The sequence below is a fragment of the Micromonospora sp. NBC_00821 genome (assembly GCF_036347035.1).
Taxonomy (GTDB): Bacteria; Actinomycetota; Actinomycetes; order Mycobacteriales; family Micromonosporaceae; genus Micromonospora; species Micromonospora hortensis.
Genome location: NZ_CP108880.1, coordinates 4,114,638 through 4,139,149 on the forward strand (window position 1 = coordinate 4,114,638; position 24,512 = coordinate 4,139,149).

Consider the following 24,512-nt stretch of genomic DNA (forward strand, 5'->3'; position numbering starts at 1 on the left):
GGGGCTACTGGTGCTTGTCGGGCCTGGCCGGGCGGGCGCGGACGTGCAACCGCTCCCCCTGCGGCCCGAAGAGACTGAGGGCTTCGGCGGTGCCGGGGCCGGGGTTGAAGAAGAGGTGGGGGATGCGGGTGTCGAACTCGGCCACCTCTCCCGGGGTCAGCGTCAGATCGCGGTCACCGAGCAGCAGGCGTAGCCGGCCGGAGAGCACGTAGAGCCACTCGTACCCCTCGTGGGCCTGCGGGATTCGGCCCCCGGCGGACGGGTCCGGCGGGAAGATCTGCTTGAAGGCCTGGACACCGCCCGGTCGGCGGGTCAGCGGCAGGTACGTCACGCCGTGGATGACTATCGGTTTGGGGCGTACCCGGGGGTCGCCGGTGGCGGGGGCGTCGACCAGTTCGTCCAGCGCCACCTGGTAGGCCCTCGCCAGCGGGAGCAGTAACTCCAGGGTGGGGCGACGGCTCCCGGACTCCAGCCGGGACAGGGTGCTCACCGAGATGCCGGTCAGGTCGGCGAGCTGGGTCAGCGTGGTCCCGCGTTGGTGACGTAGGGCACGCAGCCGGGGGCCGACGGCCGCCAGGGCGGCGCTGTCCTCGTTTGCCATAACGGCAAGGATAGTTGCCACCCTGCCGGCGGCGACGGATGGTGGGCGCAGCCGACGAAGCAAGAGGGAGATACCGGTGGACGAGACATACGACGTGGTGGTGGTGGGCGGCGGCGCCGCAGGGCTCAGCGGGGCCCTGGCGCTGAGCCGGGCCCGACGGTCGGTGCTGGTGATCGACTCCGGTGAGCCGCGCAACGCGCCGGCCGACCGGGTGCACAACTACCTGGGCCGGGAGGGGACGCCGCCGGGTGAGCTGCTCGCGATCGGACGGGCCGAGGTGGCCGGGTACGGCGGGCAGTTCCGCACCGGACGCGTGCGGGCGGCGACCCGGGACGACGACGGGTTCCGGCTGAGCGTGGACGGCGGGGATTCGGTGCGGGCCCGCCGGCTGCTGGTGACCACGGGTCTGACCGACGAACTGCCCGACGTGCCCGGCCTGGCCGAGCGGTGGGGTCGTGACGTGCTGCACTGCCCGTACTGCCACGGCTGGGAGGTTCGGGACCGCCGCATCGGCGTCCTGGCGACCAGCCCGCTGAGCGTGCACCAGGCCGAGATGTGGCGACAGTGGAGCTCCAGCGTGCTGCTCCTCCTGCACGACTCCCCCGCACCCGACGCGGAGACCGCCGAGCGGCTCGCCGCCCGCAGCATCGCTGTGGTGCCCGGCCCGGTCGCCGCGGTGGAGGTGACCGACGACGCGCTGACCGGTGTACGGCTCGCCGACGGCCGGGTGGTGGCGCTCGACGCGATAGTGGTGGCGACGCGGCTGACCCCCCGCTCCGACGTGCTGGTGGGGCTCGGTCTGGCCCCGGAGGAGGTGATGATGGGTGAGCACGTCATCGGCGCCCAGATCTCCGCCGACGCCACCGGCGCGACGACCGTCCCGGGTGTCTGGGTGGCGGGCAACGTGGCCGACATTCGCGGTCAGGTGATCACGTCCGCCGGGGCCGGCCTGAACGCGGCGGCGGCGATCAACGCCGATCTCATCGCCGAGGAGACCCGGGACGCGGTGGCCGCGTACCGGCAGTTGGTGGCCACGACGTTCGAGGAGCCGGCGTGGGAGGAGCGCTACCAGTCCCGGCCGTCGGTCTGGAGTGGCCGACCGAACCCGCAGCTGGTCGCCGAGGTCACCGATCTGGCCCCGGGGCGCGCGCTGGACGTGGGCAGCGGCGAGGGCGGCGACGCGGTGTGGTTGGCCGAGCGCGGCTGGCAGGTGACGGCGGTGGACATCTCCAGCACGGCGTTGAGCCGGGCCGCCGCGCACGCCGAGGCCGCCGGCGTGGGCGATCGGATCGAGTTCACCCACGCCGACCTGCGGGACAAGCCGCCCACCGAGGAGGCGTACGACCTGGTGTCCGCGCAGTTCATGCACCTGCCCCCGGCGCAGCGGCGGGAGTTGTTCGGCCGGCTGGCCGCGGCGGTGGCACCGGGCGGTGTCCTGCTGATCGTCGGGCACCACCCGTCGGATCTGTGGGGGTCGGCGCACCGGATGCACATGCCGGACATGATGTACACCGCTCAGGACGTGGCCGCCGATCTGGAGCCGGCCCACTGGGAGGTGCTGGCGGCTGAGGAACGCTCCCGCCTCGTCACCAACCCGAACGGCGAGGACATCACCCACCACGACGCGGTCCTGGTGGCCCGCCGACGCTGACCTCGCGCCGAGGTGACCTGCGTCGATCATGGAGTTGTGGTGGATGACAAAGGTGGTGGAGCACCACCTTTCCGGCACCGCGAGTCGATGATCGGCGCGGGATCGGGGGAACGCGGGACGGCAACGTGAGAGGTGGTGGGGCAGGACTTCGCATGAGGTCCGGTCGGCGGTAGCGTTGCGCCACACTGACGGCCCGTGGGGCAGGCGACCGCCGACCCTGACGCCCCGATCGTACGGAGGATGGTGCATGTCCATCGGCGCTGAGCCGCACGCAGCACGCGACGATGCGGCCTCCCGGCCGAGCTTCGAGCTCGCCCTGCGCGGATACGACAAACGCCAGGTGGACCGGCACCTGGAGCAGCTCGACGGCCAGATAGCCATGCTGAGCGGAGAGCACGGGCGCTCCGCCGTCCGCGTCCGTGAACTGACCGCCGAGGTGCAGCGGCTACGCGCCGAACTGGCTGAGCTTCAGGAGCAACCCGTGCAGGTGGACCGCGCTTCGTTCCACGATCTGGGCCCGATGGTCGGCGAGATCATGGCGCTCGCCGAAAAGCAGGCCGGCATCATCACCGAGTCGGCCACCGACCGGGCCAACGAGCTGCGCAGCGAGTCCGAGCGGATCCTCGCCGACACCCGTGAGCGGGCCGCGCAGGCACGTCAGGATCTGGCCGAGGAGCTGGCCGCCCGGCGGACCGAGCAGGAGCAGGCGCACGAGGAACGGCGCACCCACGCCGAAGCTGAACTGACAGCGATCCGCGAGCACGCCGAGCAGCTGCGAGCCGACGGTGAGGCCGCGCACGAACGCGCCCAGCACGAAGCCAAGCGGATCACCGAGCAGAGCGCACAGCAGCTCAACCAGACCCGGGTCGCCGCCGACGCGCTGATGAAGTCGGCCCGTACCCAGATCCAGCAGGAACTCCAGTCGGCCCGCTCCAAGCACCAGCAGGAGATGGCCCAGTGGCAGGCCACCGTGGAGCGAGAGGTCAACGAGCGGCGTACCGCCGCCGAGCAGGACATCGCCGAACAGCAGGCCGCCGCCGAGCAGGAGTTGGCCGAGGAGCGCAGCGCGACCGAGCAGCAGATCGCCGCGCTGCTGGCCGAGGCGCAGCAGCACGTGACCGAGCTGCGCAACCGCGCCGACGAGCAGGCCGCCAGCCATCAGCAGCAGCTCGCCGCCCTGCAGAAGGAGCTTGAGGAGCGCCGGCAGGAGGCCGCCGAGCTGAACGCCGAGCTGGACACCGGCCGCCAGCAGCTCGCCGAGATCCGCCAGGAGGGCGAGACGCTGGAGAACGAGCTGTCCCGAATGCAGCAGCGACTCGGTGAGGTCCGCCGGGACCTGACCGCCGAGAGTGCCCGGTTGGACGAGGCCCGGCGTGCCGGGGACTCCGCCGAGCGGCACGCCAAGGAGGTCCGCGCCCGCGTACAGCGGGAGGCGAAGCGGGTGGCCGACCTGGCCGCCGCCGCGGTCATGGCCGCGGCAGCCGGCGGTACGGAGACCGCTGAGTACCCGATGGTGGGTTCCCGCTCCAGCGCCGACCGGCCCGCCCCGGAGCGGGTAGGCGTCGAGCGGCTCACCGTCGAGCGCGTCGGCGTCGACCGGTACTCCGCCGAGCGACCCGCCGTGGACGACGCGGACGCCGATCGCGCCACCGCCGACCGCGCCCCGCTCAACGCCGCGCCTGCCGACCGGAGCCCGGTCCAGAGCGGCTACGCCGACCTGACCCCGGTAGGCCAGGCCAACGGCGACCGGTCCCCGACCGAGCAGGCGAACGGCGACCAGGCCCCAGCCGAGCAGGTGAACGACGAGCATGCTGGCGCACCGGCGGTGGCGGACGAGTCGGTGGCCTCCGACCGTACGGCAAGCCGGGACGTGAGCGCCGACGACGCCGAGCCGACCTTCCCTCGGCACATCGGCACTGACGCACCGACGCCCGTACCGTTCCTCGCCTTCGGGCAGCCGGTCAGCGAGAACGGCGCCGTCCGGCACTGACCTCAGCGGCGATCGAACCCGGGCCCGTGCGGATCCGCGCGGGCCCGGGCCCCGTCCCCGCCGATCTTGCGGTTTCGGTCGCCGAGATGCGCGGAATGCCCCCTACGTCGCGACAGTGAGTGCAAGATCGCGGAATGGGGGCGGCCCGAGCGGATTCTGCGCGGAACCGGGTCGCGGTGCCCGTTCGAGCTGGCAGGCTGGGCTGGCCGCCGCGCACCAGCGGTGGCCGCCGGCCTGGCCGGTGACCGAGAGGAGCGCCCGGTGACCGACCAACCGGAGGAGTTCGACCTGCTCGTCGTCGGTGGCGGCAAGGCCGGCAAGACGTTGAGCATGGACGTCGCCCGATCCGGGCAGCGGGTCGCCATGGTCGAGCGCGGCATGATCGGCGGTAGCTGCATCAACGTCGCGTGCATCCCGACGAAGGCCCTGGTGACCAGCGCGCGGGCTGCCCGCCAGTTGCGGGACGCGTCGGCGCTCGGCCTGACGGTGGAGGGTGGCCGGGTCGACATCGACCTGTTGCGCGCGCACAAGCAGGACGTGGTCGAGGGGATGGTCGCCGCCAACCGGCAGCAGTTTCTCGACTCCGGCCTGCACCTGGTGATCGGCGAGGCCCAGTTCGTCGGCCCACGAACCGTACGGGTGGCACTCGCCGACGGCGGCGAGCGACTGTTGCGCGGCAGCGACGTGGTGATCAACACGGGCACCCGCCCCCACCTGCCGTCGGTGCCCGGGATGGCCGAGGCCGGGGTGCTCACCAGCGACGAGTTGCTGCACCTGGACCGGCTGCCGGCCCGGCTGGTGGTCCTCGGCGGCGGCACCGTCGGGGTGGAGTTCGCGCAGATGTTCGCGCTGTTCGGCAGCGCTGTGACACTGGTGGAGGGCGGTCCACGGCTGCTCACCCGGGAGGACCCCGACGTCAGCGACGCGGTGACGCGCGTCTTCCTCGATGACGGCATCGACGTACGGGTGGGTGTGGCGGTCGCGCGGGTCGACCGGGAGGCCGATGACTCGCTGCGGGTGACGCTGGACGACGGCAGCGTGGTGATCGGGGACGACGTGCTGGTGGCGGCCGGCCGGGAGCCGGTCACCGACGGGCTCGGCCTGGACGTGGCCGGCGTACGACTCAGCGAGCGGGGCTTCGTCGAGGTCGACGAGCACCTGCGCACCAGCGCCGAGCGCACCTGGGCGGCCGGGGACGTCGCCGGCAGCCCGCAGTTCACCCACGTCTCGTTGGACGACTACCGAATCATCCGGGCGAACCTCGCGGGAGGCCAGCGCAGCACCGCCGACCGGCTGATCCCGTACGCCGTCTTCACCACCCCGGAGCTGGCGCGGATCGGGCTGACCGAGACCGAGGCGCGCCGCGCCGGGTACGACATCCAGGTCGCCCACCTGCCGGTCGCCGCCATCCCCCGGGCGCGCACCCTGCGTCAGACCCAGGGCATGTGGAAGGCGGTCGTCGACACCAGCACCGACCGGATCCTCGGCGCGGCGCTGCTCGGCGCCGAGGCCGGTGAGGTGATCACCTCGGTGCAGCTGGCCATGCTCGCCGGGATGCCGTGGACCGCTCTTCGGGACGCGATCATCACCCACCCGACCATGACCGAGGGTCTCAACCTGCTCTTCGCCTCGATGAAGGCCAGCCCGGTCCGCTGAGCGCCGCGCGGCCCGCCCCCGCAGCGGCGAAGCGGCTACCCGGCGATCTCGTCGCGTACCCGTTGTTGGAAGGCGCGGGCCTGCGCACCGGTGGGCGGCGGCCCGCCGTGTCGCGCGGCGACCGCCTGACGGATCACCTCGGCCGGGTCGCCGGCGTCGATCAGCCGCTGCCCGGCGGCCACCTTCGCGAGCCAGACGCCGTCGCGGTGGCGCACCAGCGACCGGCAGGCGCCGAGTACGGCGTCCTCGGTGCCGGGCGCGGGTTGGTCGGCCGGCGGTGTGGGCAGGGCGAGCCACCAGGACAGCGCCTCGATGAGCAGGCGGCGCAGGTCGGCCGGGGCGAGGTCGGTGAAGGCCTCTCCGGCCGGCGGGCCGAGCAGTGGGAGTCCACTCTGGTGCAGGATGCTGCGATCGAGGCCGTACCAGAATCGGCCGTCGGCGGCCGGGCGGTCGGCGGGGTCGAGGGTGCGCCGGAACGGCATGCCGGCCCCGGTGTTCAGTTCGACCTCGAAGCCGGGCTCCGGGGTGCCGGAGGCGGCCACCGCCCGGTCGTAGACGACCAGTTCCAGTCCGCGCGCGGGGCAGGGCAACGCCTCGTGCCGCAGCCGGGCGACCAACGTTTGCTTGGCGGTGTCGGTGAGCGGCCCGGCGCTGAGCAGCGCCACGTCCACGTCGCTGCGGCCTGGCTGGTACGCCCCGAGCCCCACCGAGCCGGCCGCGTACGCGCCGACCAGGTCGTCGCCGAGCACGTCCCGGGCGGTGCTGACCAGCTCGTCGAGATAGCGCTGAAGATCGGAGTCCACGGGCCATCATGACGCACGGGTCGGAACCCGGGCGGGGCTACCCCGCGTAGAGCAGCAGCAGACCGGCGACGGTGTAGGCGACCATCAGTGCCAGCAGGGGTAGTTGGCCGGCCACCGCCCGGGCCCGGGGGAACAGGTACAGGGCGCGGTCGTGGGCGAGCAGCGTGCCGAGCAGGTGTCCGAGGATGATGACGGTGATCTGGAGGGTCGCCACCCCGGAGGGCGTGATCAGCGCGGTCTGCGGTTCCCAGTCGGCGGTGCCGAGCCAGTTGGCGCCGGTGCCCAGGGGGTCGGAGAGCAACGCGACGGTGCGCTGGCCCTCCAGGATCAGCAGCGAGTAGTAGTGCGCGACCACGTACCCCACAGCGATCGGCACGATGGAGTGGGCGATCTCGCCCGGCACCCCCCGGGCCTCGGCGGCGTCGGCGCGACCGATGCGCGCCGCGGCACCGGTGGCGGCGAGGTACGCCACAGCGACGGCGGCGATGACGAGGCTCAGACCGGCGCTGCCGGTGACCGCCGGGTGCAGGCCGTTCTCCTGGCTGAAGCGCAACCAGCCCGGCGCGTTGGAGAGGCTGTCGAACATGGTCGAGCCGAGCAGCACGATCACCACGGCGACCAGCCCGGGGCGGGGTCGCAGGCCGGCGATCCCGTCGAGCGGGTTGCGCCAGACCAGCACGCCGTCGGCGGCCCGGCCGAGCGGGGCGAGTTGACCGATCACTGTGCTGTACGCCTCGAACGGGTCGGCGTGGTCGAACCAGCCGGCGCCGAACAGCACCGCGCCGGCCAACAGGACCACCGCGTATCCGGCCAGCCAGGCGGTGATGACCGGCAGGGTGGCCCGGTCGGGGGCGACGAGTTCCAGCCAGACGAACCCGAACAGTGTGGCGGCGGCCGGCCACCATCCGACGCTGTCGGGCAGTTCACGGAGCCCACGGTTCGGGTCGCGCCGCGTCGCCAGCGCCGCGAGCAGGTGCACGGTGCGCAGCGGGTTGACCGCCCGCCAGATCGGGCCGAGCAGCAGCGACAGTGGGGCCAGCCCGACCCAGAGCAGCACGTAGAGCGCGCCGGCGGTCGGGTTGTCAGCGGTGTCGGGCCCGCCCAGCAGACCGAGGCAGAACCAGGCGGCGGCGAGCAGGCCGAGCCCGCGCAGCGCCCACCGCAACGCGGACGCGTCGACGAGTCGGGCGAGCCACTGCGGCACCGGGCGACTGCCGGTGGCGTCCCGGTCGAGCCGGGGTTCGCGCCAGAGCAGGCCCAGCGCCACGAACGTGACGACGAGGGTCAGCGCGGCGGCGACGACGAGCTGCGGCAGCGTGATCGGCAGGTCCTGACGGCCACCGACGCCGTGTGCCAGCAGCGTGGGAGCGGCCGTCATCTCGGTCAGCGGACGACGAGCTGGAAGAGCACCAGCTCGGACTCGTGCGTCTCCACCTCGAACAGCCCGGTCTTGTCGGCGCGGAACTCCACCGAGCCGGGCGTGCCTGCCGGCAGGCGGGCGCCCAGGTCGTAGCCGTGCACGTGCAGTTCGTCGGCCACGTCGGAGGTGACGGTGATCCGAACCAGCTGACCCTTACTGACGGTGACCCGTCCGGTGGGCGGATCGACCCGCTTCTTCGCGATCGTGACGGTGATCTGTTTGTCCACCGCGTCGGTGCTGGCGGAGGCGCTGGGCGTGCCGGTGGCCGTCGGGGTCGACGCGGTGGGGGTGGCGCCCGACGGGGCGACGGACGTGGGCGCCGGCGAGGGGGTACCCACCGAGGGGTCGTCGTCCTGCCCGCAACCGGCGAGGAGCAGGGCACCGAGGGTGGCGGCGGCGAGGGTGGCGGCGGTCCGGGCGGCGGGGGTACTGACGAACACGGGCGAACTCCGAACGACGCGAGGGGGACGGGTGTCGGGTTGATCGTCGGGGAGGAGAACTCTACGTCTTGTTCGGTGCGGGGGAAATGACCATGATGAACGAATGCGATCGAAGCTGGTCACTGTGCGTGAGGTTCTGAGCCGTGTCGTGGCGGCGCTGGCGGCGACACTGGTGGTGACGCTGCTGCTGCCCGTCGCCCCGGCGTCCGCGCACGGCCAGCTGGCGACCTCCAACCCGCTGAAGGGCACTGTCGTACGCGAGCCACTGACCCGGTTGGCGTTGTACTTCACCGAGAAGCCGGCGTCCAACGCGCACTTCGCCATCAGCGGTCCGGACGGGTCGCGAGTGGACAACGGGTGGTCCTACGGTGAGCCGAAGCGACTGGACAAGCCGGTCACCGAGTACTTCATGGTCAACGGTGTGTTCGAGCCACGGCTCTACCACACCGGCTTCCCGGCGATGGTGACCGTCGCGCACTGGCCGGCGAAGGGCCGCTACACCGCCAGCTACCTCTCGGTCGCTTCGGACGGTGAGGCGGTGCGGGGCGAGGTGACCTTCGACTACCAGGGCCCGGGCACGCCGGCCCCGGCCGGTTGGTCGGTGCCCACGGCGGGGCCGGATCCGGCGCTGCTCGCCCAGGCCGAGGGCGAGGGCTCGACCAATCCTGGGGCCACCGGCAGCTCCGTCGCCCCCACCGGCGCTGCGGCGAGCGAGCCGGCTGACGCCGCGAAGGAGCAGCGCGACGGCGGGTTCCCGGCCTGGTTGGTCCCGGCCCTGATCGTCGTCGTGGTCTCGGCGATCGTGCTGGTGGCGGCTCGCCGTCGGCCCTCGGTACGCGGAGCCTCCACTGCGGACAGTCGGTCCGCCGGCGGCGCGGGCCGAGGCGGAGCCGCAACCCGCAAGTCCGCCAACCCGACTCGGAAGACCGGCAATCGGAGCGGTGGTCCGCCGCGGCGCGGACGGCGGTAGACCGTCGCAATAGTCGGGCATTCTTCGCGTACTATCGCGAACTTTCGCACGGACATTGGGAACTTTTGATGTATCGAGGCGAAGCCATGGACAGTCCAATCGAAACGCCTTAATGTTCCGAGCCATCCACCCGGTGTTTCCGCAATGTCACTCGTCGGCGTCGAGGACGTTACGGAGCCGGGCCGACGGTCATCCTCACCACTGATCCACGCCGGCCGTCGGACACTCCACTGCCTCCTGGAGGAACGATGGGCACACGCCTGCTACGCCGACTCCACCATCCCGTCCTGGGTGCGCTGACACTCGTCCTCGCCGCCGGTCTCTGGGCCGTCCCCGCCAACGCCGCCCCCGCGCAGGAACCGGGCGTCACGCTGCGCGTCTTCGACGTGCAGGTGCCGCTGTCCGAGCTGTGCACGCTCAAGCCCGCCCAGACCCCGAACGTGGACAAGCTGATGTCCACGGTCAACTGGACCTCGGCGGCCGACTTCGGCTTCGAGGACAACTTCGTCTCGCAGGTGCTCGGCAACATCACCACCACCCAGGCCGGCAGCTACACCTTCCGGCTCAGCAGCGACGACGGCTCCAAGCTGTCGATCGACAACGCCGTGGTGATCAACCACGACGGGCTGCACGGCGCGACCCCGCCGAAGGAGGGCACGGTCACCCTCACCGCCGGCCTGCACCCGCTGCGCATCGACCACTTCGAGCGTGGGGGCGGGCAGCAGATCACGCTGGAGTGGAAGACCCCCGGTTCGTCGACCTTCGTGGTCGTACCGAACTCTGCGCTGAGCACCGACGCCGGCGTGGTCCGGGTGACAGCACCCGGACGCAAGGAGTGCGAGGGGGTCTCCGACACCCCCGGCGACGGCCTGCCGCTGACCGGCGTGCACCCCGGCTACACAGTGACCAACCTGCGGCCCAGCGGCTTCCAGCCGAAGGTCACCGGCATGGACTGGCTGGCCGACGGCCGGCTGGTCATCAGCACCTGGGGCGGCAGCGACCAGTCCGGCAGCTCGCAGGACGGCGAGGTCTGGATCCTCGGCAACACCGGTGGGTCGACAACCCCGGGCAACGTGACCACCAAGAAGATCGCCGGCGGCCTCAAGGAACCGATGGGGCTAAAGATCGTCGACGGGGTGGTCTACGTGACCGAGAAGCAGCGGTTGACCCGGCTGGTGAACACCGGCGGTGACGAGGCGGCCGAGCGCCTCGAGACGGTGGCCACCTGGCCGTACGGCGGCAACTTCCACGAGTTCGCGTTCGGCCTGCTCTACCAGGACGGGTTCTTCTACCTGAACCTGTCGGTTTCGATCAACTCCGGCGGCGCCACCACCAACCCGCAACCCGCCACCAACCGCGGCACCACCCTCAAGGTCAACAAGGACACCGGCGCGGTCAGCTACGTCGCCGGCGGCCTGCGGACGCCGCACGGCATCGGCTGGGGCCCGGAGGGCGGCATCTTCGTCACCGACAACCAGGGCGGCTGGCTGCCCTCGTCGAAGCTGGTGCACGTCAAGCAGGGCCGGTTCTTCAACCACTTCACGAACCCGGCGGGCCCGTTCGACACCGCTGCGGTCACGCAGCCGGTGCTCTGGATGCCGCAGAACGAGATCGCCAACTCGCCCAGCACTCCGCTCTACCTGACCAGCGGTCGCTACGCCGGCCAGTTCGTCATCGGTGACGTGACCTACGGCGGCCTGCAACGGGCGAACGTGGAGAAGGTCAACGGCGAGTACCAGGGCGCGCTGTTCCGGCTCACCCAGGGCCTGGAGGCGGGCGTCTCCGAGGTCAACGTCGGCCCGGACGGCGCGATCTACGTCGGTGGGCTCGGCGCGGGCGGCAACTGGGGCCAGACCGGCAAGCTGTCGTACGGCCTGCAGAAGCTCACCCCGAACACCGCCACCACGTTCGAGATGCTCGCGATGCGCGCCACCACTACCGGCTTCGAGGTGGAGTACACCCAGCCGGTGTCGACGGCGACCGCCGCCGAGCTGGCCGCGCGCTACAAGCTCAAGCAGTGGCGGTACGTGGCGACGTCGAACTACGGCGGCCCGAAGATCGACGAGGAGACGCTGACCGTCACCGCGGCCACCCTCTCGGCGGACGGCAAGAAGGTCAGCCTCACGGTGCCCGGTCGCAAGGCCGGCCGGGTGGTGCACCTGCGCTCGCCGCGCCCGTTCACCTCCACCAGCGGCGAGTCTCTGTGGAGCACCGAGGCGTGGTACACGCTCAACTCGATCCCGGGCAGTCCCCCGCCACCGACCGGCGGCACCATCACCGGCGTCGGCGGCAAGTGCCTGGACGTCGACAACTCGGGCACCGCCGACGGCACGAAGATCCAGCTCTGGACCTGCAACGGCACCGCCGCGCAGTCGTGGACGAAGGTCGGCGACACGTACCGGGTGCTGGGCAAGTGCCTGGACATCGACAACGCCGGCACCGCCAACGGCACGAAGATCCAGCTCTGGACCTGCAACGGCACCGGCGCGCAGGTCTGGCAGCCGCAGGCGGACGGGTCGATCCGCAACCCGCAGTCCGGCAAGATCATGGAGGCCGCCGGCGGTAGCAGCGCCGACCGCACCCAGATCCAGCTCGGCACGTACGCGGGCGGCGCACACCAGAAGTGGGTGGTCAGCAGCGGGGTAACCGGCTGACCTCGGACGAAGGGGCGCGGCCTGACCCGCGGGTCAGGCCGCGCCCCGCCCCGTCCGTGGTGCGAGGAACGCCGCTCAGCGGAACAGCACCGGCCGGTTCCCCCGGGCGCCGACGAGCTGGCCCCGGATGTTGATGTCCTCGATCGAGTCGGTCTCCCACACGCCCCGGGTGGTCAGGTCGGTCATCACCCCGTCGCGCCAGAGGAACGGGCGCCACGCCGCTGTGGTGGTGCTCTGGCCCACCACAGCGCCCCGGTCGTTGATCGCGGTGGCGCGGCTCCAGTAGCCACCGAGCGTGCCGAGGTCGGTCAACGTCCCGTTCTGCCAGCGGAACGCCCGCCCGTTCGCCGCGCCCACCACCTGACCCCGGTTGTTGACCCCGATGGCCTCGCTGCCGATCTGGGTGAAGACGCCGTTGCGCAGGAGACCGCCGACGCAGGTGCACGGGTAGTCCTGCGGCGGCACATTGAACCCGCCCACCACGTCGCCCGCGTTGTTGACGTCGGCGGTGAACTCGTAGAAGTACTCCAGGCCCAGGTCGGTGAAGACACCGTCGCGCCACAGGAAGCGGTGCGGCATCTCGCCGGCCGGTTCGCTGGTGCCGAGCACCTGCCGCCGGTCGTTGACGCCGATCGCCACGCTGTTCTCCCCGCCCAGGGTGCCCAGGTCGTGGAGCTGACCGTCGCGCCAGAGCACCGCGCGGGTCAGGTAGTCCGAGCCGAAGGAGGTGATCGCCACGTCACCGAACTCGTTGACGTCCACGGCGCTGGAATCCGTGTCGCCCGGCAGCACGCCCAGGTCGGTGATGACACCGTGGCGCCAGAGCACTGCGTGCCGGGCTCCGCTGGCGACGGTGCTCCAGCCGACGATGTCGCCGCGGTCGTTCATCGCCGTCGCAGCGCCGTCACCCCCGCTCAGGGTGCCGAGGTCGACGACCCGATAGCTGTGCGGGGACGCGGTGGCGGGAGCGGGAGCGAGGGTGATCAGCACGACGACTGTCGTCGCTGCGGTCAGCAGGGGACGCGGGGACACCATGGACGCCAAGGGGGACGCTCCTCGGATCGGAGCGGCGACGATCCGGCGGACGGGCGCGGGACCACCACCACTGCGCGTTCGATCGGTAACGCACAGTAGATCCGGTGTCGTGGCGGCGCGCCAGGGACCGAACGGTCACCGACGCCCGAGGCGCGCGGCGGTGGGGGCGTCGGTCAGGGGCCGTGCGGCAGCGGTTGCGCCAGTGCCCGCAGGTCCGCCGGGAGTTGGGCCAGGGCGTCCTCGAACTCGCGGTGCCCGACCACCCGGTGCATCGTCTGGAGCACCGCGCGGGTGCCGCGCTCGGCGGCCGGACGGTCGATCCCCGCGCGGTCGGCCACCCGGCGCAGGAACTCGTCGTAACCGAACGGTTCCGGCGGCTCGGCGGCCTTGACCAGCAGCGGACTCAGCTCGCCGGCCAGGTGGGGGGCCAACGCGCCCGCCTCCCCGCCGCTGAGCCGCTCGGTGAGGGTCCGCAGGACCGCCTCGGTGAGCGGGCGTGCCTGCTCCGGCGGGAGACCCGCCCGTGCCGCAACCTTGTCGACGAACGCCAGCTCGGCCATGCCCCTGCCCTTCGCTTTCGGAAACGCGTGGCTACCCGGGCCCACCGGCAGCAAACCCGGCGGCCGCAGCGGGAATGGTTCTGCTGGTTGCTCCGCGCGGTGCCGCCCGCTTCTCGTACGGTGAGGTCGGACCGGGAACCCGACGGCTGCCCGACGGCGGCCCGTGCCGCAGGAGGAGCAGATGGCCCTCGACCTGCCCGACGTGATCGACCGGTACTTCCGGGCCGTCAACGACCGGGACCTGGACGCCTTCGTCGCCTGCTTCGCGGACACCGCGAGCGTCGCCGACGAGGACCGCCTGTACGACGGGCGGGCCTCGATCCGCGCCTGGCGGCAGAAGACGATGGACGCCTACTCGTACACAGCGGAACCGGTCCGGGTCACGTCGCAGGCGGGCGACTCGTACCTGGCCATCACCCGGGTGTCCGGCGACTTCCCCGGCAGCCCGATCGAGCTGCGGTACCGGTTCACCCTGCGCGACGGGCTGATCGGCGCCCTGGACATCCGTCCCTGACGGCGAGTGCCGCCGCCGGCGCGGCGACGCTGGTCGGGCCGGCCCGCAGGTGATCAACCGCCGAACGGACGAGACAGTCAAGCGGGCAGTGGGTGACATGATGTGGCGACAACGGCTGTCGCTACGAGAAGGGTTCCTGCTGCCCGATGGCGCACTTCGAGGCTCGCACGCCCACGACACCCGCGCGGAACGCGGTGCCGCTGGCCGGGCAGCCGCATCGGGCGGGCTGATGCCGGGCGAGCGACGGGAGACCGTGGCCGAGCAGAGTGTCCCCACCCACGCCGCGGACACCATGGCGTATCAGGTCGCTACCGACATACGAGCGCTGCGCGCGTTCGTCAGCGCCGGGGCGCTGGCCCGTGGCCTGTCGGCCGAACGGGCGGAGCTGTTGACGCTGGCGGTCAGCGAGCTGGCCACCAACACGTTGCAGCACACCACCGGCGGCGGCTGGGTGCGGCTCTGGGCCGAGTCGGGTCAGCTGTTCTGCGACGTGGTCGACCAGGGGCCGACGCGGGCGTTCGGCCGGAGCATGCCGGCCGCCGATTCGGTACGGGGTCGCGGGCTGGCCATCGTGGAGCAGATCTGTGACGAAGTCGCCGTGCTCGCCAGTCCCGGGGAGACAGTCGTACGGATTCGCCTGAGTCTGTGAACGTCGGCGGCGATCCACCCCCGTCCGCGCCGGGTTGGCTGCCACAATGCGGACAGCCCGGGCCGACGGTGGCACCGGGTCGGACCAGAACGGGAGGACGCCACCATGCCGGACAGCGCACGCGAGGCTGAACTGCTCGACGCCGAGCGCACCCTGCAGGCCGCCCAACGGGCCGGTGACGTCGCCGCCCTCGATCAGTTGCTGGTCGACCAGCTGATCGCCATCGGCCCGGACGGGCGTACCCACAGCAAGCAGGATGACCTGGCCGCCCACCGGGACCGCCGCACGGTCGTCGAGGAGTTGGTGGAGGAGGAGTTGGACCTGCTCGTCGTGGGCAAGACGGGGGTGACGTTCTTCCTGGGCCGGGTGTCCGGCTTTTCCGAGGGGGCGCCGTTCGCGGCGCGGCTGCGCTACACCCGGACGTGGGTCCACGACGACCCGCACGGCTGGCGGGTCCTGGCCGCACACATCAGCCCGGTCTGACTCAACTGCCGTCCTCGTCGTCCTCGTCGAGCAGGCCCTGCTCGTCGAGGAACGCGAACCACCGGTCGTCGGCGGGGGTCAGGTCGGCGTAGCCCGGCCCGAGCAGGTAGTAGTCCACGAAGGATTCCACGTCGGGGGCGAGCTCCTCGAACGCGTCGGACATGAACCACTCGGTGCCGGTGGGTGGGAAGTACCAGATCGCTCCCGTGCCACGATCCATGAAGATCGGCTCGTCGCTGCGGACGCCGACCACCAGCCAGCCTGCCCGGTCCTGCGGGATGGACGAGAAGTCCGGCGCGTAGTCCAGGTGGTACTGCATCCCCGCGAGGGTCGACGAGGAGGCCAGCTCGACCCGACCCGTCCGCAGCCCGTCGGCCACCAGCAGGAGGTCCCGCAGGTCGGCCGGGAGCCCCGCCGGTACGGCGTCGATGGCCGCCCCCTCACCGAACTCGGCGTAGGCCAGGCTGTCCGGCACATCGGCCAGCTCAGCCCGCAGCTCCTCGATGAGCTGCCGCAGCTCGAGGTTCAACGCACCACCTCTGTTTCGGATGAGGTCCCGTCCGGCATTGCCCCCGGCTGCCCGGAGACCTGCGAGCCGATGCGCGGTTTGGTTCTACCACGCGCCAGCTCGCCAGAGCGTCACCTCGCCGAATCGGCCAGCCGAGCCGGCACCGTCGAATCCTTTCCTCAGCTGACGACGGCGTCGATCGCGCCGACGCGCAGGGTGCCGTCGTTGAGGGGCGTGCAGCGGATGCCGCCGGTGGTGCGCAGTGCCTTCCACGTTCCCGGGCCGACGGTGACGTCCATCCAGGCGCACGGTCGGGCCGCCCGGTTGACCCGCAGGCTGACCGGTCCGTCGCCGGAGTCCAGCACCAGCACCCTGCCGATCAACTCGTCCACGGCGATCCCGGTGGTGAGGATGTTGCGCCGCACCTCGGCCAGGCCGATGCCGACCGGCAGCGACTCCTGGGCGATGACTGTGACGCTGGCGTCGCGGTGTGCCTGCTGGCCGAAGTACCGGTCGCCGACGATGCCGAGGCCGGCCCGGATCCGGACGGCGTCGACCAGCTCACCGGGCGGGGCCGGGGCCGGGCCGTCGGCGGGCCGGCCCAGGAAGCGGTGCACGGGCGAGGCCAGCAACTCGACGATCTCCGGCATGGCAGGAAGTCTACGAAGCGGACCGGACCCCGCGGGCCAGGTCGGCGGATGACCCGGTGGGACGGCGGCGCGAGCGCCGCCGTCCCCACTCGGCTCAGGCCGGCGTGCCGGTCACGGTCAGGTTTCGTATGCGCCCGACGTTGTCGAACGAGCCGAAGCCGACCCGGCCCGAGCCGAACGTGGTGTCCTTCGCGGTCATCAGCGGGTCCCGGTGCCCGTCGACGTAGACGGCGATCTCACCGGTGGACGGCAGGTGCACCACCCGAACCCGGTGCCAGTCGGCGTCGGTGATCGCCGGGTTGGCGCCCCGGGAGCGGCCGTTCCACTGGTGGTCGATGCGTTCCCGGTCGGCGTTGTTCACCTTGAAGATGCCGTTGTGCGGATAGATCGTGTTGTCGGTGGAGAGGTGGGCGTAGTAGAACTCGGTGTCCGAGCGCCAGCCGAAGACGATGATCACGTCCCGGTTGGTGATTTCCACCGGCGTGTCGAGTCGTACCTGGGCGTCGACCCGCACCGACGACCACGCTGGGCCGTTGGTCAGCACGGCGTACTCGAAGGGCCGGCGCGGACCGGGCCGGCTCTCCCCGGCCTCGGCCAGGATGACCTGGTCGCCTGTGAACTGCCACTTCGCCGGCGTCACCGGCGCCCAGTTCGCGGCTGCGGCGGTGCGACGGAGGGTGACGTCCCCGACGTCACCGCTGGCGAACTCCCGGGTACCGGTCACCTTCCAGACCTTTCCGTTGGCCTTCGCGACGACGTAGAGCTCACCGGCGGCGTCGGTGCCGAAGCGCAGGTCCACCCGGTTGGGGTCACCGGGCGCGCCCGGTGCGGACAGGTCGCGCATCCGGACCGGGGTGCCCGCCGTGTCGAAGAGCGCGAGCTGGTGGATCGTGGCCAGCCCCCGGCCCCGGCGCATCTCATTGGCCTCGGTGGAGAGCACCCGGCCGTCGACCAGGTCACCGAAGACGTACGTGCCGCGCAGCGCGGGCAGCGCCCGCCCCCGGTACACGAAGCCGCCGGCCACCGCGACACCGACGTCGTCGGTGCAGTTCCAGCCGGCGGCGGGGTCGTGGTCGTACGCGGCGACCGGGTAGGTGTAGCCGTACCTGTCGTCGTCGGCGGGCAGCGGGAGCAGCCGGTCGCAGGGGTTCGTGGCCGCCTTGTCGAAGACGAAGGAGCCCTCGCGCTCGCTCCAGCCGAAATTGTCCCCGGCACGGACCTCGTAGATGGCTTCGACGGCGTGTTCGCCGATGTGCCCGAGGTACATCCGGCCGGTCGCCCGATCCCAACTGAACCGGTGCGGGTCCCGGAAACCCACCGCGTAGAGCTCGCCGAGCGCGCCGGCCCGGCCGACGAACGGGTTCCCGGCGGGGATGCCGTAGCGCCCGTTCGCGGAGTTGGTGCCCCGGGGGTCGATCCGCAGCAGCTTGCCGTGCGGCAGGGCCAGGTTCTGCGGGTCGGTGTTGCGGGCGCCCTGGCCACCGTCGCCGACGGCCAGGTACAGCAGGCCGTAGTCACGGTCGTGGCGCTTGGCAGTGGGGTTGAAGTTGATCTCCTGGATGCCGTGCACCTGGCCGCCGAAGCCGATGCGCAGCACCTCCCGGTGCGTACCGGCGAAGGTGGCGGCGGCCGGATCGGTCGCCGCCCACTCGGTGATGACGCCGTGGAAGAGCGTGTTGGGCTGGGCGTAGTCCGGAGTGACGGTCGTCGTCGACGCCAACTCGGTGTGGATGGTGTAGAACCGGCCGTTCACCCCGAACTCCGGGTGGAACGCGACGTACCCGAAGCCCTGGCCGAGCCCACGACCGGAGAAGAACCGCGGCGCGAACGTCGCGGCCACGTCCAGGTAGACGTGCGGCACGCCGCCCTCGACCAGGTAGAGGCTGCCGTTGAGGTCGGGCACCGCCCGCCGGCCGGAGCCGTCGGGCACCTCCATGATGGTGTTGATCCGGGCGGTACGCATGAGCCGCGCGTCGGTCGGCGCCGGCGTGGGGTACGACTGCGGGAAGCTGGCGTACTCGCTGAGGACCAGCCCGAGTCGGGACTGGACCGGCATGTCGGGGATCGGGTCGTCGACCGCGTCGGCGGCTCGTGCCGGCGCGGCGACCAGTGTGGACAGGATCAGCACGAGGGCGGTGAGGCCGGCCCTCACTGTGGGCCGGCGGACGGTGCCGGCGCGGCGGTGCAGGGTGCGCACGCGTGTCTCCGTCTCGGTGGGACGGTGCCGAGGGTGGTCAGCGGGCAAGGTGGCGGTACTGCCTCCGCACGTCGTTCGCGGAGACCACACTGTCGAGGAACATCAGGCCGTCCATCCGGCAGTCGCACGGGTTGCGTTCCAGGGTGTCCTGGGGAAAGCTGCCGCCGATCTTGATGCCCCGGGGGTCGGACGCGGTGGTCACGTGCGGGCCCGGCCCGGACACCAGCCACGGGTCGTCGGCGCGGGTGTAGAAGCCGTCGACCGGTTCGCCGTTGCGGTAGAGGGCGAGCGCGCCGGTGGTGAAGTCGAAGGTGGCGGCCAGGTGCACCCACTCCCCGACCGGCAGCAGCTCGCGCCAGTCGCGGGTGGCGGCGAAGGTCTGTGAGTTGCCGCCGTCGAGCCGCCGGCCGAGCGCGACGAGACGCAACTCCCCGTCGACGTCGATCAGCTCCAGCAGGGCGCGGACGCCGTGGCCGTCGGAGTCGCCGGTCAGCACTCCGGCCAGGCCGATCGCGTTGTACCTGTCGTCCGGGTCGGCGGTGGTGGAGTTGGGCAGCGGGCTGTCCATGTTCAGCTTGAACCAGCCCATGACCGTGGTGCCGGCGGTGGCGCTGAAGGCCCGCAGCGTCCGCACCCCGCTGGCCGACCAGGTGCCGGCCTTCCAGTCGTCGTTGCCGGCGACGGCGGGGGCGACCTGCCGGGTCTGTACCGCGTTGCGGCTGCCCCGGTAGGCGCGGTCCGGCACCCGCATGGCGACACCGCCGTTGATCAGCTCGATCTCGGTGCCGGAACGCCCCTGGTCGCGCTCCAGGGCGGGGTCGCCGGGCACCGGGTGGTCGAAGTCGTACGCGGCGACCAGGTGCGCGCGCAGCGCCGGGTGGACGTCGGACGGGATGCTGCGATCCGCCTGCGCCGGTGGCGCGCTGGCGCCGGTCAGTGCGCCGATCGCCAGGAGGGAGACGGCTGCTCGTCGGGCCCTGGACATGGCTGTCACCTCGTTTCGCGGCATGCCGGATGCCGGTCACGTAAGCGCTTACGTAAGCGCTTACGTACCCTAGGCTTCGATCGATGTCGCTCGCAACAGATCGGGCGGGATGAATGTTTTCGGAGGATTGCGGATGCCCAGGGCCAGCCGGCGGCCGCGCCTCGTTGACGTCGCCGAACACGCCGCCGTCTCCCTGGCGACCGCCTCCCGAGCACTCGCCGGCCGCGAGGGGGTCAGCGCCGAGGTCGCCGACCGGATCCGGCAGATCGCCCGTGAGCTGGGCTACGTGGCCAACCCGTACGCCCGCACCCTGGCCAGTGGGGCCACCTCCACCGTGGGGTTGATCGTCCACCAGGTCGACGACCCGTACTTCTCCGAGATCGCCGCCGGGGTCATCCAACTCGCTGCCGAGCAGGGGCTGCTGGTGCAGATCTGCCAGTCCGGCCGCGACCCCGACTACGAGCTGCAACAGCTGCGCCACCTCATCGCCCAACGGGTCGGCATCGTGCTGATCAGCGGCTCCGGCTACGACGACCCACGGATGGAGAGCGCGGCCCGCGCCGAACTGGCCGCGTTCCAGGACCACGGCGGACGGGCAGCCGCCATCGGACGACACGCGCTCGGCGTCGACGCCGTCCTGCCGGACAACGAGGCCGGCGGCCACGCGCTCGCCCAGCACCTGATGGACCTCGGCCACCGGCGGATCGCTGTCGCCGCCGGCAGCGCCGGCCTCACCACGGTCGCCGACCGGCTGGCCGGGGTGTCGTCGGCCCTGCGGCAGCGCGGGCGGTCCCCCGCCGACCTCGCCGTCGTGCACAGCGACTTCACCCGCGGCGGTGGACGCGCCGCCGCCGAGCAGATCCTCAACGAGCATCCGGAGACGACGGCGATCATCGCGCTCAACGACGTGATGGCGATGGGCGTGCTGTCGACGCTGCGGTCCCGCCGCGTGCCGGTGCCCGCGCGGATGTCGGTGGTCGGCTTCGACGACGTCTCCGTGGCGGCCGACCTCGCGCCCAGCCTCACCACCATCCGCCTGCCGATGACCGAGATGGGCCGCACGGCACTCACCCTCGCGCTCAAGCCGCGCACGACACGCCCTCGCCGCCGCCCTACCGGGCACCTGCTGGTCGTCCGCGACTCGACCGGGCCCGCACCGAGAACCTGACCGACGCCACCCCGATCACACCGCCAACGCCGCCCGGACCTCCCGCTCGGCCGTGACGCCCCCGTCGCCGTGCGAGGTGACCCGACCGGACTCCAACACGTGGTAGCGGTCCGCCACCCGCAGCGCGAAGCCCAGGTGCTGCTCGACGAGGAGCACGCTGAACCCGGACTGCCGGGTCAACTCGACGATCCGCTCCTGGATCTCCGCGACCACCGACGGCTGGATACCCTCGGTCGGCTCGTCGAGCATCAGCAGCCTCGGCCGGGTGATCAAGGCTCGGGCGATGGCCAACTGCTGGCGCTGGCCGCCGGAGAGCAGCCCGGCCCGGCGCCGCAGCAACTGGCGCAACGCCGGAAACAGATCCAGCACCTCCGCGGTGGCCACCGCCCCGTCGCGCCGACCGTCGGCGACCAGCCGCAGATTCTCCGCCGCGGTCAGGTGCGGGAAGCACTGCTGACCCTGCGGGACGTACGCCATCCCCCGCGCCACCCGCTCGTGCGGTCCGGCGCGCGTGACGTCCTCGCCGTCCAGCTCGACGGTGCCGGCACTCGGGCGCAGCAGCCCGGCCGCGACCCGCAGCAGGGTGCTCTTGCCAGCGCCGTTGTGCCCGAGCACGGCGGCCACCCCGTCGGGCGGAACCGCCAGATCGACCCCGTGCAGCACCCGAGAACGCCCGTACCCGGCGTGCACCCCGCGCAGCGTCAGCATCATGCCTCCAGGCCGGTACGGGCCGACCCGGCGTCGACCGGGTGGCCAAGGTAGACCTCCTGCACACGCGGGTCCGCCTGGACCTGCGCGACTGTGCCCTCGCTGAGCACCCGGCCGGCGTGCAGCACTGTGACGCTGCGCGCGAAACGACGCAGGAAGTCCATGTCGTGCTCGATCACGACGACGGTGCGATCCCGGCTCACCAACTCCAGCAGAGCGCCGGTGGCGTCGCGTTCCTCGTGGCTCATCCCGGCGACCGGCTCGTCCAGCAACAGCAACCGCGCGTCCTGCACCAGCAGCATGCCGATCTCCAGCCACTGCTTCTGGCCGTGTGCGAGCGTCCCGGCGAGGTCCGCGGCCCGCTCGGCCAGACCAATGGTCTCCAGCGCGGCGGCGATCTCGTCGGGCACACCTCGGCGACGGCGGGCCAGTGTCGCCCAGCTGCGTCGGGCGCCCGCCGCGATGTCGAGGTTCTGCAACACCGACAGCTCCTCGAAGACCGTCGAGGTCTGGAAGGTTCGCCCGATGCCGAGCCGGCTGATCCGGTGCACCGGCCGGCCGAGCAGTTCCTCGTCACCGAACCGGACCGAACCGGTGGCCCGGACCAGACCGGTGATCGCGTCGACCAGTGTGGTCTTGCCGGCGCCGTTCGGCCCGATCAGGAACCGGATGTCGCCGGCGGGCACCTCCAACGAGACGCCGTCCACCGCGGTGAAACCGTCGAAGCTGACCCGCACGTCACTGACGGACAACCCGTCCAACCGCTCGCCGCTCATGCCGCCGGTACCTCCGTCCGCTCGGCGCGTCGTCGGCCCAGCGACAACCGCCCGCGCCGCAGCGGCTGCGCGTCGACGTCACGGCGGCGGGCCAAGGCCCACAGCGACGCCAGGCCGCCGGGAAGGAACGCCACCACGACCACGAAGAGCAACCCCTGCAGGTACGTCCAGGTGCCCGGGAAACGCTCGGAGAGGGCGGTACGCGCCCAGGCCACCGCCACCGCGCCGAGCACCGGACCGAGCAGTGTCGCCCGGCCGCCCACCGCGACGCCGATGACGAACTCGATCGACGGGACGATGCCGATCAGCGCGGGCGAGATGATGCCCACCGCCGGCACGAACAGCGCACCGGCCAGCCCGGCCATGCCCGCCGCCACCACGTACGCCACCAGCTTGACCGACGCCGGGTCGTAGCCGAGGAAGCGGACCCGTTCCTCACCGTCGCGAACCGCCACCAGCAACTCGCCGTAGCGGCTGTGGATGAGCTGGCGGGCCAGTGCGAGCAACGCCAGCAGCGTCCCGGCGATGATGAAGTACACCATCCGCTGGTTGACCGGGTCGTCCAGGTCGTAGCCGAAGAAGCCCTTGATGTCGGTGAGCCCGTTGGTGCCACCCGTGGTGCCCTGCTGGCCGATCAGCAGGATCACCATCGCGGCGGCGAGCGCCTGACTGAGGATGGCGAAGTACGCGCCGCGGACCCGGCGACGGAAGACCAGCGAGCCGAGCCCGAAGGCGACGATCATCGGCAGCAGCACCGTGGCGGGCAACGCGAACCACGGGCTGGCGAACGGCCGCCACCACAGCGGCAGCTCGTCGAGTTGCCCGTACAGCTGCATGAAGTCGGGCATCCCACCCGGACCCGCGTCGGCGAGCTTGAGGTGCATGGCCATCGCGTAGCCGCCCAGGCCGAAGAAGACACCCTGGCCGAGCGTGAGCATCCCACCCCGGCCCCAGGCGATCCCGATGCCGACCGCGACCATGGCGACGCAGAGGTACTTGGCCAGCAACGCCAACCGGAAGTCCGACAACACCAGCGGGGCGACGGCGAACAGCAGCGCCGCGCCGAAGGCGAAGCCGGCCAGCGTCCGCATCCGTGAGCGGCCGGCGGGGCGGCCCGGTGGTACGGCGCCGGCGGGCGCCGGGCGGACGGCGGTGTCGGGTGGCGCGGGGGTGACGGCTGTCATGCGAGGCTCCTGGTCCGCAGGGTGAACAGGCCCTGTGGCCGCCACTGGAGGAACGCGACGATCGCCACGAACACGATCACCTTGGCGACGCTGAGGGTGGTCAGGTACTCCCCGGTGGCCTGGAGCACGCCGAGGGCGAAGGCGACGATCACACTGCCCTTGAGTTGGCCGATCCCGCCGACCACGACGACCAGGAAGGCGTCGATGATCAGGTTGGTGCCCATGGTCGGGCCGATCGGGCCGAGCAGGGTGAGGGCCACCCCGGCGAGCCCGGCCAGGCCGGAGCCGAGGAAGAAGGTCGTCCGGTCGACCCGAGAGGTGGCGATGCCGGACACGGCGGCGAGGTCGCGGTTCTGCACCACAGCGCGGATACGACGCCCGAGCGGGGTGAGTCGCAGCGCCAGGGTGAGCGCCGCGACGGCGGCCAGCGCCAGGGCCAGGATGAACAGCCGGTTGTTGGCGATGGTCAGCCCGCCGGGCAGCGCCACGTTGCCGGTGAGCAGCTCGGGCGCGCGGGTCTGCACGTTCGGGCTGCCGAAGATGTCCCGGGCCAGTTGTTGCAAGATCAGTGACACGCCCCAGGTGACCAGCAGGGTGTCCAGCGGCCGGGCGTAGAGCCGGCGGATGAGCAGCACCTCCAGCAGGACACCCATGGTGCCGGCGACCACGAACGCCACCGGCAGCGCGACCGCCAGCGACAGGCCGGCGCCGGTGATGCTCTGTTGCAGGACATAGGTGGTGTACGCGCCGGCCATGATGAACTCACCGTGCGCCATGTTGATCACGTTCATCTGGCCGAAGGTCAGCGCGAGGCCGAGCGCGATGAGCAGCAGCACCGCGCCGATGCTGATGCCGGTGAAGAGTTGACCGAAGAGGACTGTCACTGTGGGTACTCCGAACTGCTGGTCGG

23 protein-coding genes are annotated in these 24,512 nt (G+C 71.9%); 9 read left to right on the forward strand and 14 right to left on the reverse strand.

Features of this window, described 5'->3' with window-relative positions:
• Window positions 1-4 precede the first annotated feature (4 nt).
• Complete coding sequence (locus OHB44_RS18940; protein ID WP_266302310.1) at window positions 5-601, reverse strand: helix-turn-helix domain-containing protein; 597 nt, start codon at window positions 599-601, stop codon at window positions 5-7.
• A 76-nt stretch (window positions 602-677) separates the two neighbouring features.
• On the opposite strand from OHB44_RS18940, the gene OHB44_RS18945 reads away from it, so the two are divergent.
• From OHB44_RS18945 to OHB44_RS18955, 3 genes are all read left to right on the forward strand, one after another.
• Window positions 678-2,252: a bifunctional NAD(P)/FAD-dependent oxidoreductase/class I SAM-dependent methyltransferase gene (locus OHB44_RS18945; protein ID WP_330437730.1), complete on the forward strand. Its 1,575-nt coding sequence runs from the start codon at window positions 678-680 to the stop codon at window positions 2,250-2,252.
• Window positions 2,253-2,499: 247 nt separating this feature from the next.
• Entirely contained in the window at window positions 2,500-4,242 is a 1,743-nt protein-coding gene (locus tag OHB44_RS18950; RefSeq protein ID WP_330437731.1) for a hypothetical protein, read from the forward strand.
• Window positions 4,243-4,503: 261 nt separating this feature from the next.
• On the forward strand, window positions 4,504-5,898 hold the full coding sequence (locus OHB44_RS18955) for a dihydrolipoyl dehydrogenase family protein (RefSeq protein WP_330437732.1): 1,395 nt from the start codon (window positions 4,504-4,506) through the stop codon (window positions 5,896-5,898).
• A gap of 35 nt (window positions 5,899-5,933) precedes the next feature.
• On the opposite strand, the gene OHB44_RS18960 is transcribed toward OHB44_RS18955, so the two are convergent.
• Genes OHB44_RS18960 through OHB44_RS18970 form a run of 3 tightly spaced genes read right to left on the reverse strand, consistent with a single transcriptional unit; the run spans window position 5,934 to window position 8,561 of the window.
• A complete protein-coding gene (locus OHB44_RS18960; RefSeq protein WP_330437733.1) occupies window positions 5,934-6,701 on the reverse strand; it encodes a nucleotidyltransferase domain-containing protein in 768 nt (255 codons plus the stop codon).
• Between the two features lie 37 nt (window positions 6,702-6,738).
• Window positions 6,739-8,079 (reverse strand): hypothetical protein, encoded by a 1,341-nt coding sequence (locus tag OHB44_RS18965; RefSeq protein ID WP_330437734.1) that lies wholly within the window; start codon window positions 8,077-8,079, stop codon window positions 6,739-6,741.
• Between the two features lie 5 nt (window positions 8,080-8,084).
• Window positions 8,085-8,561: a hypothetical protein gene (locus OHB44_RS18970; RefSeq protein ID WP_330437735.1), complete on the reverse strand. Its 477-nt coding sequence runs from the start codon at window positions 8,559-8,561 to the stop codon at window positions 8,085-8,087.
• 103 nt (window positions 8,562-8,664) lie between these two features.
• On the opposite strand from OHB44_RS18970, the gene OHB44_RS18975 reads away from it, so the two are divergent.
• Both OHB44_RS18975 and OHB44_RS18980 read left to right on the forward strand, forming a co-directional pair.
• The gene (locus tag OHB44_RS18975; protein WP_330437736.1) at window positions 8,665-9,531 is read left to right on the forward strand and encodes a copper resistance CopC family protein; all 867 of its coding nucleotides are present in this window, start codon (window positions 8,665-8,667) and stop codon (window positions 9,529-9,531) included.
• Window positions 9,532-9,779: 248 nt separating this feature from the next.
• Window positions 9,780-12,185 carry an RICIN domain-containing protein gene (locus OHB44_RS18980; RefSeq protein WP_330437737.1) on the forward strand — a complete coding sequence of 802 codons (2,406 nt, stop codon included), beginning with the start codon at window positions 9,780-9,782 and terminating at the stop codon, window positions 12,183-12,185.
• Between the two features lie 75 nt (window positions 12,186-12,260).
• Here the strand turns inward: OHB44_RS18980 and OHB44_RS18985 are convergent, their stop codons facing one another.
• Together OHB44_RS18985 and OHB44_RS18990 are read right to left on the reverse strand one after the other, a co-directional pair.
• Window positions 12,261-13,220 carry a hypothetical protein gene (locus tag OHB44_RS18985; RefSeq protein ID WP_330441257.1) on the reverse strand — a complete coding sequence of 320 codons (960 nt, stop codon included), beginning with the start codon at window positions 13,218-13,220 and terminating at the stop codon, window positions 12,261-12,263.
• Between the two features lie 173 nt (window positions 13,221-13,393).
• Window positions 13,394-13,780, reverse strand: coding sequence for a DUF2267 domain-containing protein (locus tag OHB44_RS18990; protein ID WP_238682405.1), 387 nt, complete (start codon window positions 13,778-13,780; stop codon window positions 13,394-13,396).
• 181 nt (window positions 13,781-13,961) lie between these two features.
• On the opposite strand from OHB44_RS18990, the gene OHB44_RS18995 reads away from it, so the two are divergent.
• The 3 genes from OHB44_RS18995 to OHB44_RS19005 all read left to right on the forward strand — a co-directional run bounded on the left by OHB44_RS18995 (window position 13,962) and on the right by OHB44_RS19005 (window position 15,426).
• On the forward strand, window positions 13,962-14,294 hold the full coding sequence (locus OHB44_RS18995) for a nuclear transport factor 2 family protein (RefSeq protein ID WP_238682406.1): 333 nt from the start codon (window positions 13,962-13,964) through the stop codon (window positions 14,292-14,294).
• Between the two features lie 229 nt (window positions 14,295-14,523).
• A complete protein-coding gene (locus OHB44_RS19000; RefSeq protein WP_330437738.1) occupies window positions 14,524-14,943 on the forward strand; it encodes an ATP-binding protein in 420 nt (139 codons plus the stop codon).
• Window positions 14,944-15,048: 105 nt separating this feature from the next.
• Window positions 15,049-15,426 (forward strand): nuclear transport factor 2 family protein, encoded by a 378-nt coding sequence (locus tag OHB44_RS19005; RefSeq protein WP_112672939.1) that lies wholly within the window; start codon window positions 15,049-15,051, stop codon window positions 15,424-15,426.
• Window position 15,427: 1 nt separating this feature from the next.
• Here the strand turns inward: OHB44_RS19005 and OHB44_RS19010 are convergent, their stop codons facing one another.
• The 4 genes from OHB44_RS19010 to OHB44_RS19025 form a co-directional block, all read right to left on the reverse strand.
• Entirely contained in the window at window positions 15,428-15,955 is a 528-nt protein-coding gene (locus OHB44_RS19010; protein ID WP_238682407.1) for a hypothetical protein, read from the reverse strand.
• Between the two features lie 158 nt (window positions 15,956-16,113).
• Window positions 16,114-16,584, reverse strand: coding sequence for a molybdenum cofactor biosysynthesis protein (locus OHB44_RS19015; RefSeq protein ID WP_112589888.1), 471 nt, complete (start codon window positions 16,582-16,584; stop codon window positions 16,114-16,116).
• Between the two features lie 94 nt (window positions 16,585-16,678).
• On the reverse strand, window positions 16,679-18,781 hold the full coding sequence (locus tag OHB44_RS19020) for a PQQ-dependent sugar dehydrogenase (protein ID WP_330437739.1): 2,103 nt from the start codon (window positions 18,779-18,781) through the stop codon (window positions 16,679-16,681).
• A gap of 37 nt (window positions 18,782-18,818) precedes the next feature.
• Window positions 18,819-19,766: a LamG-like jellyroll fold domain-containing protein gene (locus OHB44_RS19025; protein ID WP_266302300.1), complete on the reverse strand. Its 948-nt coding sequence runs from the start codon at window positions 19,764-19,766 to the stop codon at window positions 18,819-18,821.
• A gap of 133 nt (window positions 19,767-19,899) precedes the next feature.
• Here OHB44_RS19025 and OHB44_RS19030 point away from each other — a divergent pair, with 133 nt between their 5' ends.
• On the forward strand, window positions 19,900-20,934 hold the full coding sequence (locus tag OHB44_RS19030; RefSeq protein ID WP_238682410.1) for a LacI family DNA-binding transcriptional regulator: 1,035 nt from the start codon (window positions 19,900-19,902) through the stop codon (window positions 20,932-20,934).
• Between the two features lie 15 nt (window positions 20,935-20,949).
• Here OHB44_RS19030 and urtE read toward each other — a convergent pair whose 3' ends face one another.
• From urtE to urtB, 4 genes are read right to left on the reverse strand one after another with little or no spacing between them, the layout of a single operon-like run.
• Window positions 20,950-21,642 carry an urea ABC transporter ATP-binding subunit UrtE gene (urtE, locus tag OHB44_RS19035; protein ID WP_238682411.1) on the reverse strand — a complete coding sequence of 231 codons (693 nt, stop codon included), beginning with the start codon at window positions 21,640-21,642 and terminating at the stop codon, window positions 20,950-20,952.
• Entirely contained in the window at window positions 21,642-22,418 is a 777-nt protein-coding gene (urtD, locus tag OHB44_RS19040; protein WP_238682412.1) for an urea ABC transporter ATP-binding protein UrtD, read from the reverse strand. Before urtD ends, urtE begins: the two co-directional genes overlap by 1 nt.
• Entirely contained in the window at window positions 22,415-23,602 is a 1,188-nt protein-coding gene (urtC, locus tag OHB44_RS19045) for an urea ABC transporter permease subunit UrtC (protein ID WP_266302298.1), read from the reverse strand. The genes urtD and urtC overlap by 4 nt, the downstream gene beginning before the upstream one ends.
• Window positions 23,599-24,486, reverse strand: coding sequence for an urea ABC transporter permease subunit UrtB (gene urtB / locus OHB44_RS19050; RefSeq protein WP_112605839.1), 888 nt, complete (start codon window positions 24,484-24,486; stop codon window positions 23,599-23,601). The genes urtC and urtB overlap by 4 nt, the downstream gene beginning before the upstream one ends.
• Between the last annotated feature and the right edge of the window lie 26 nt (window positions 24,487-24,512).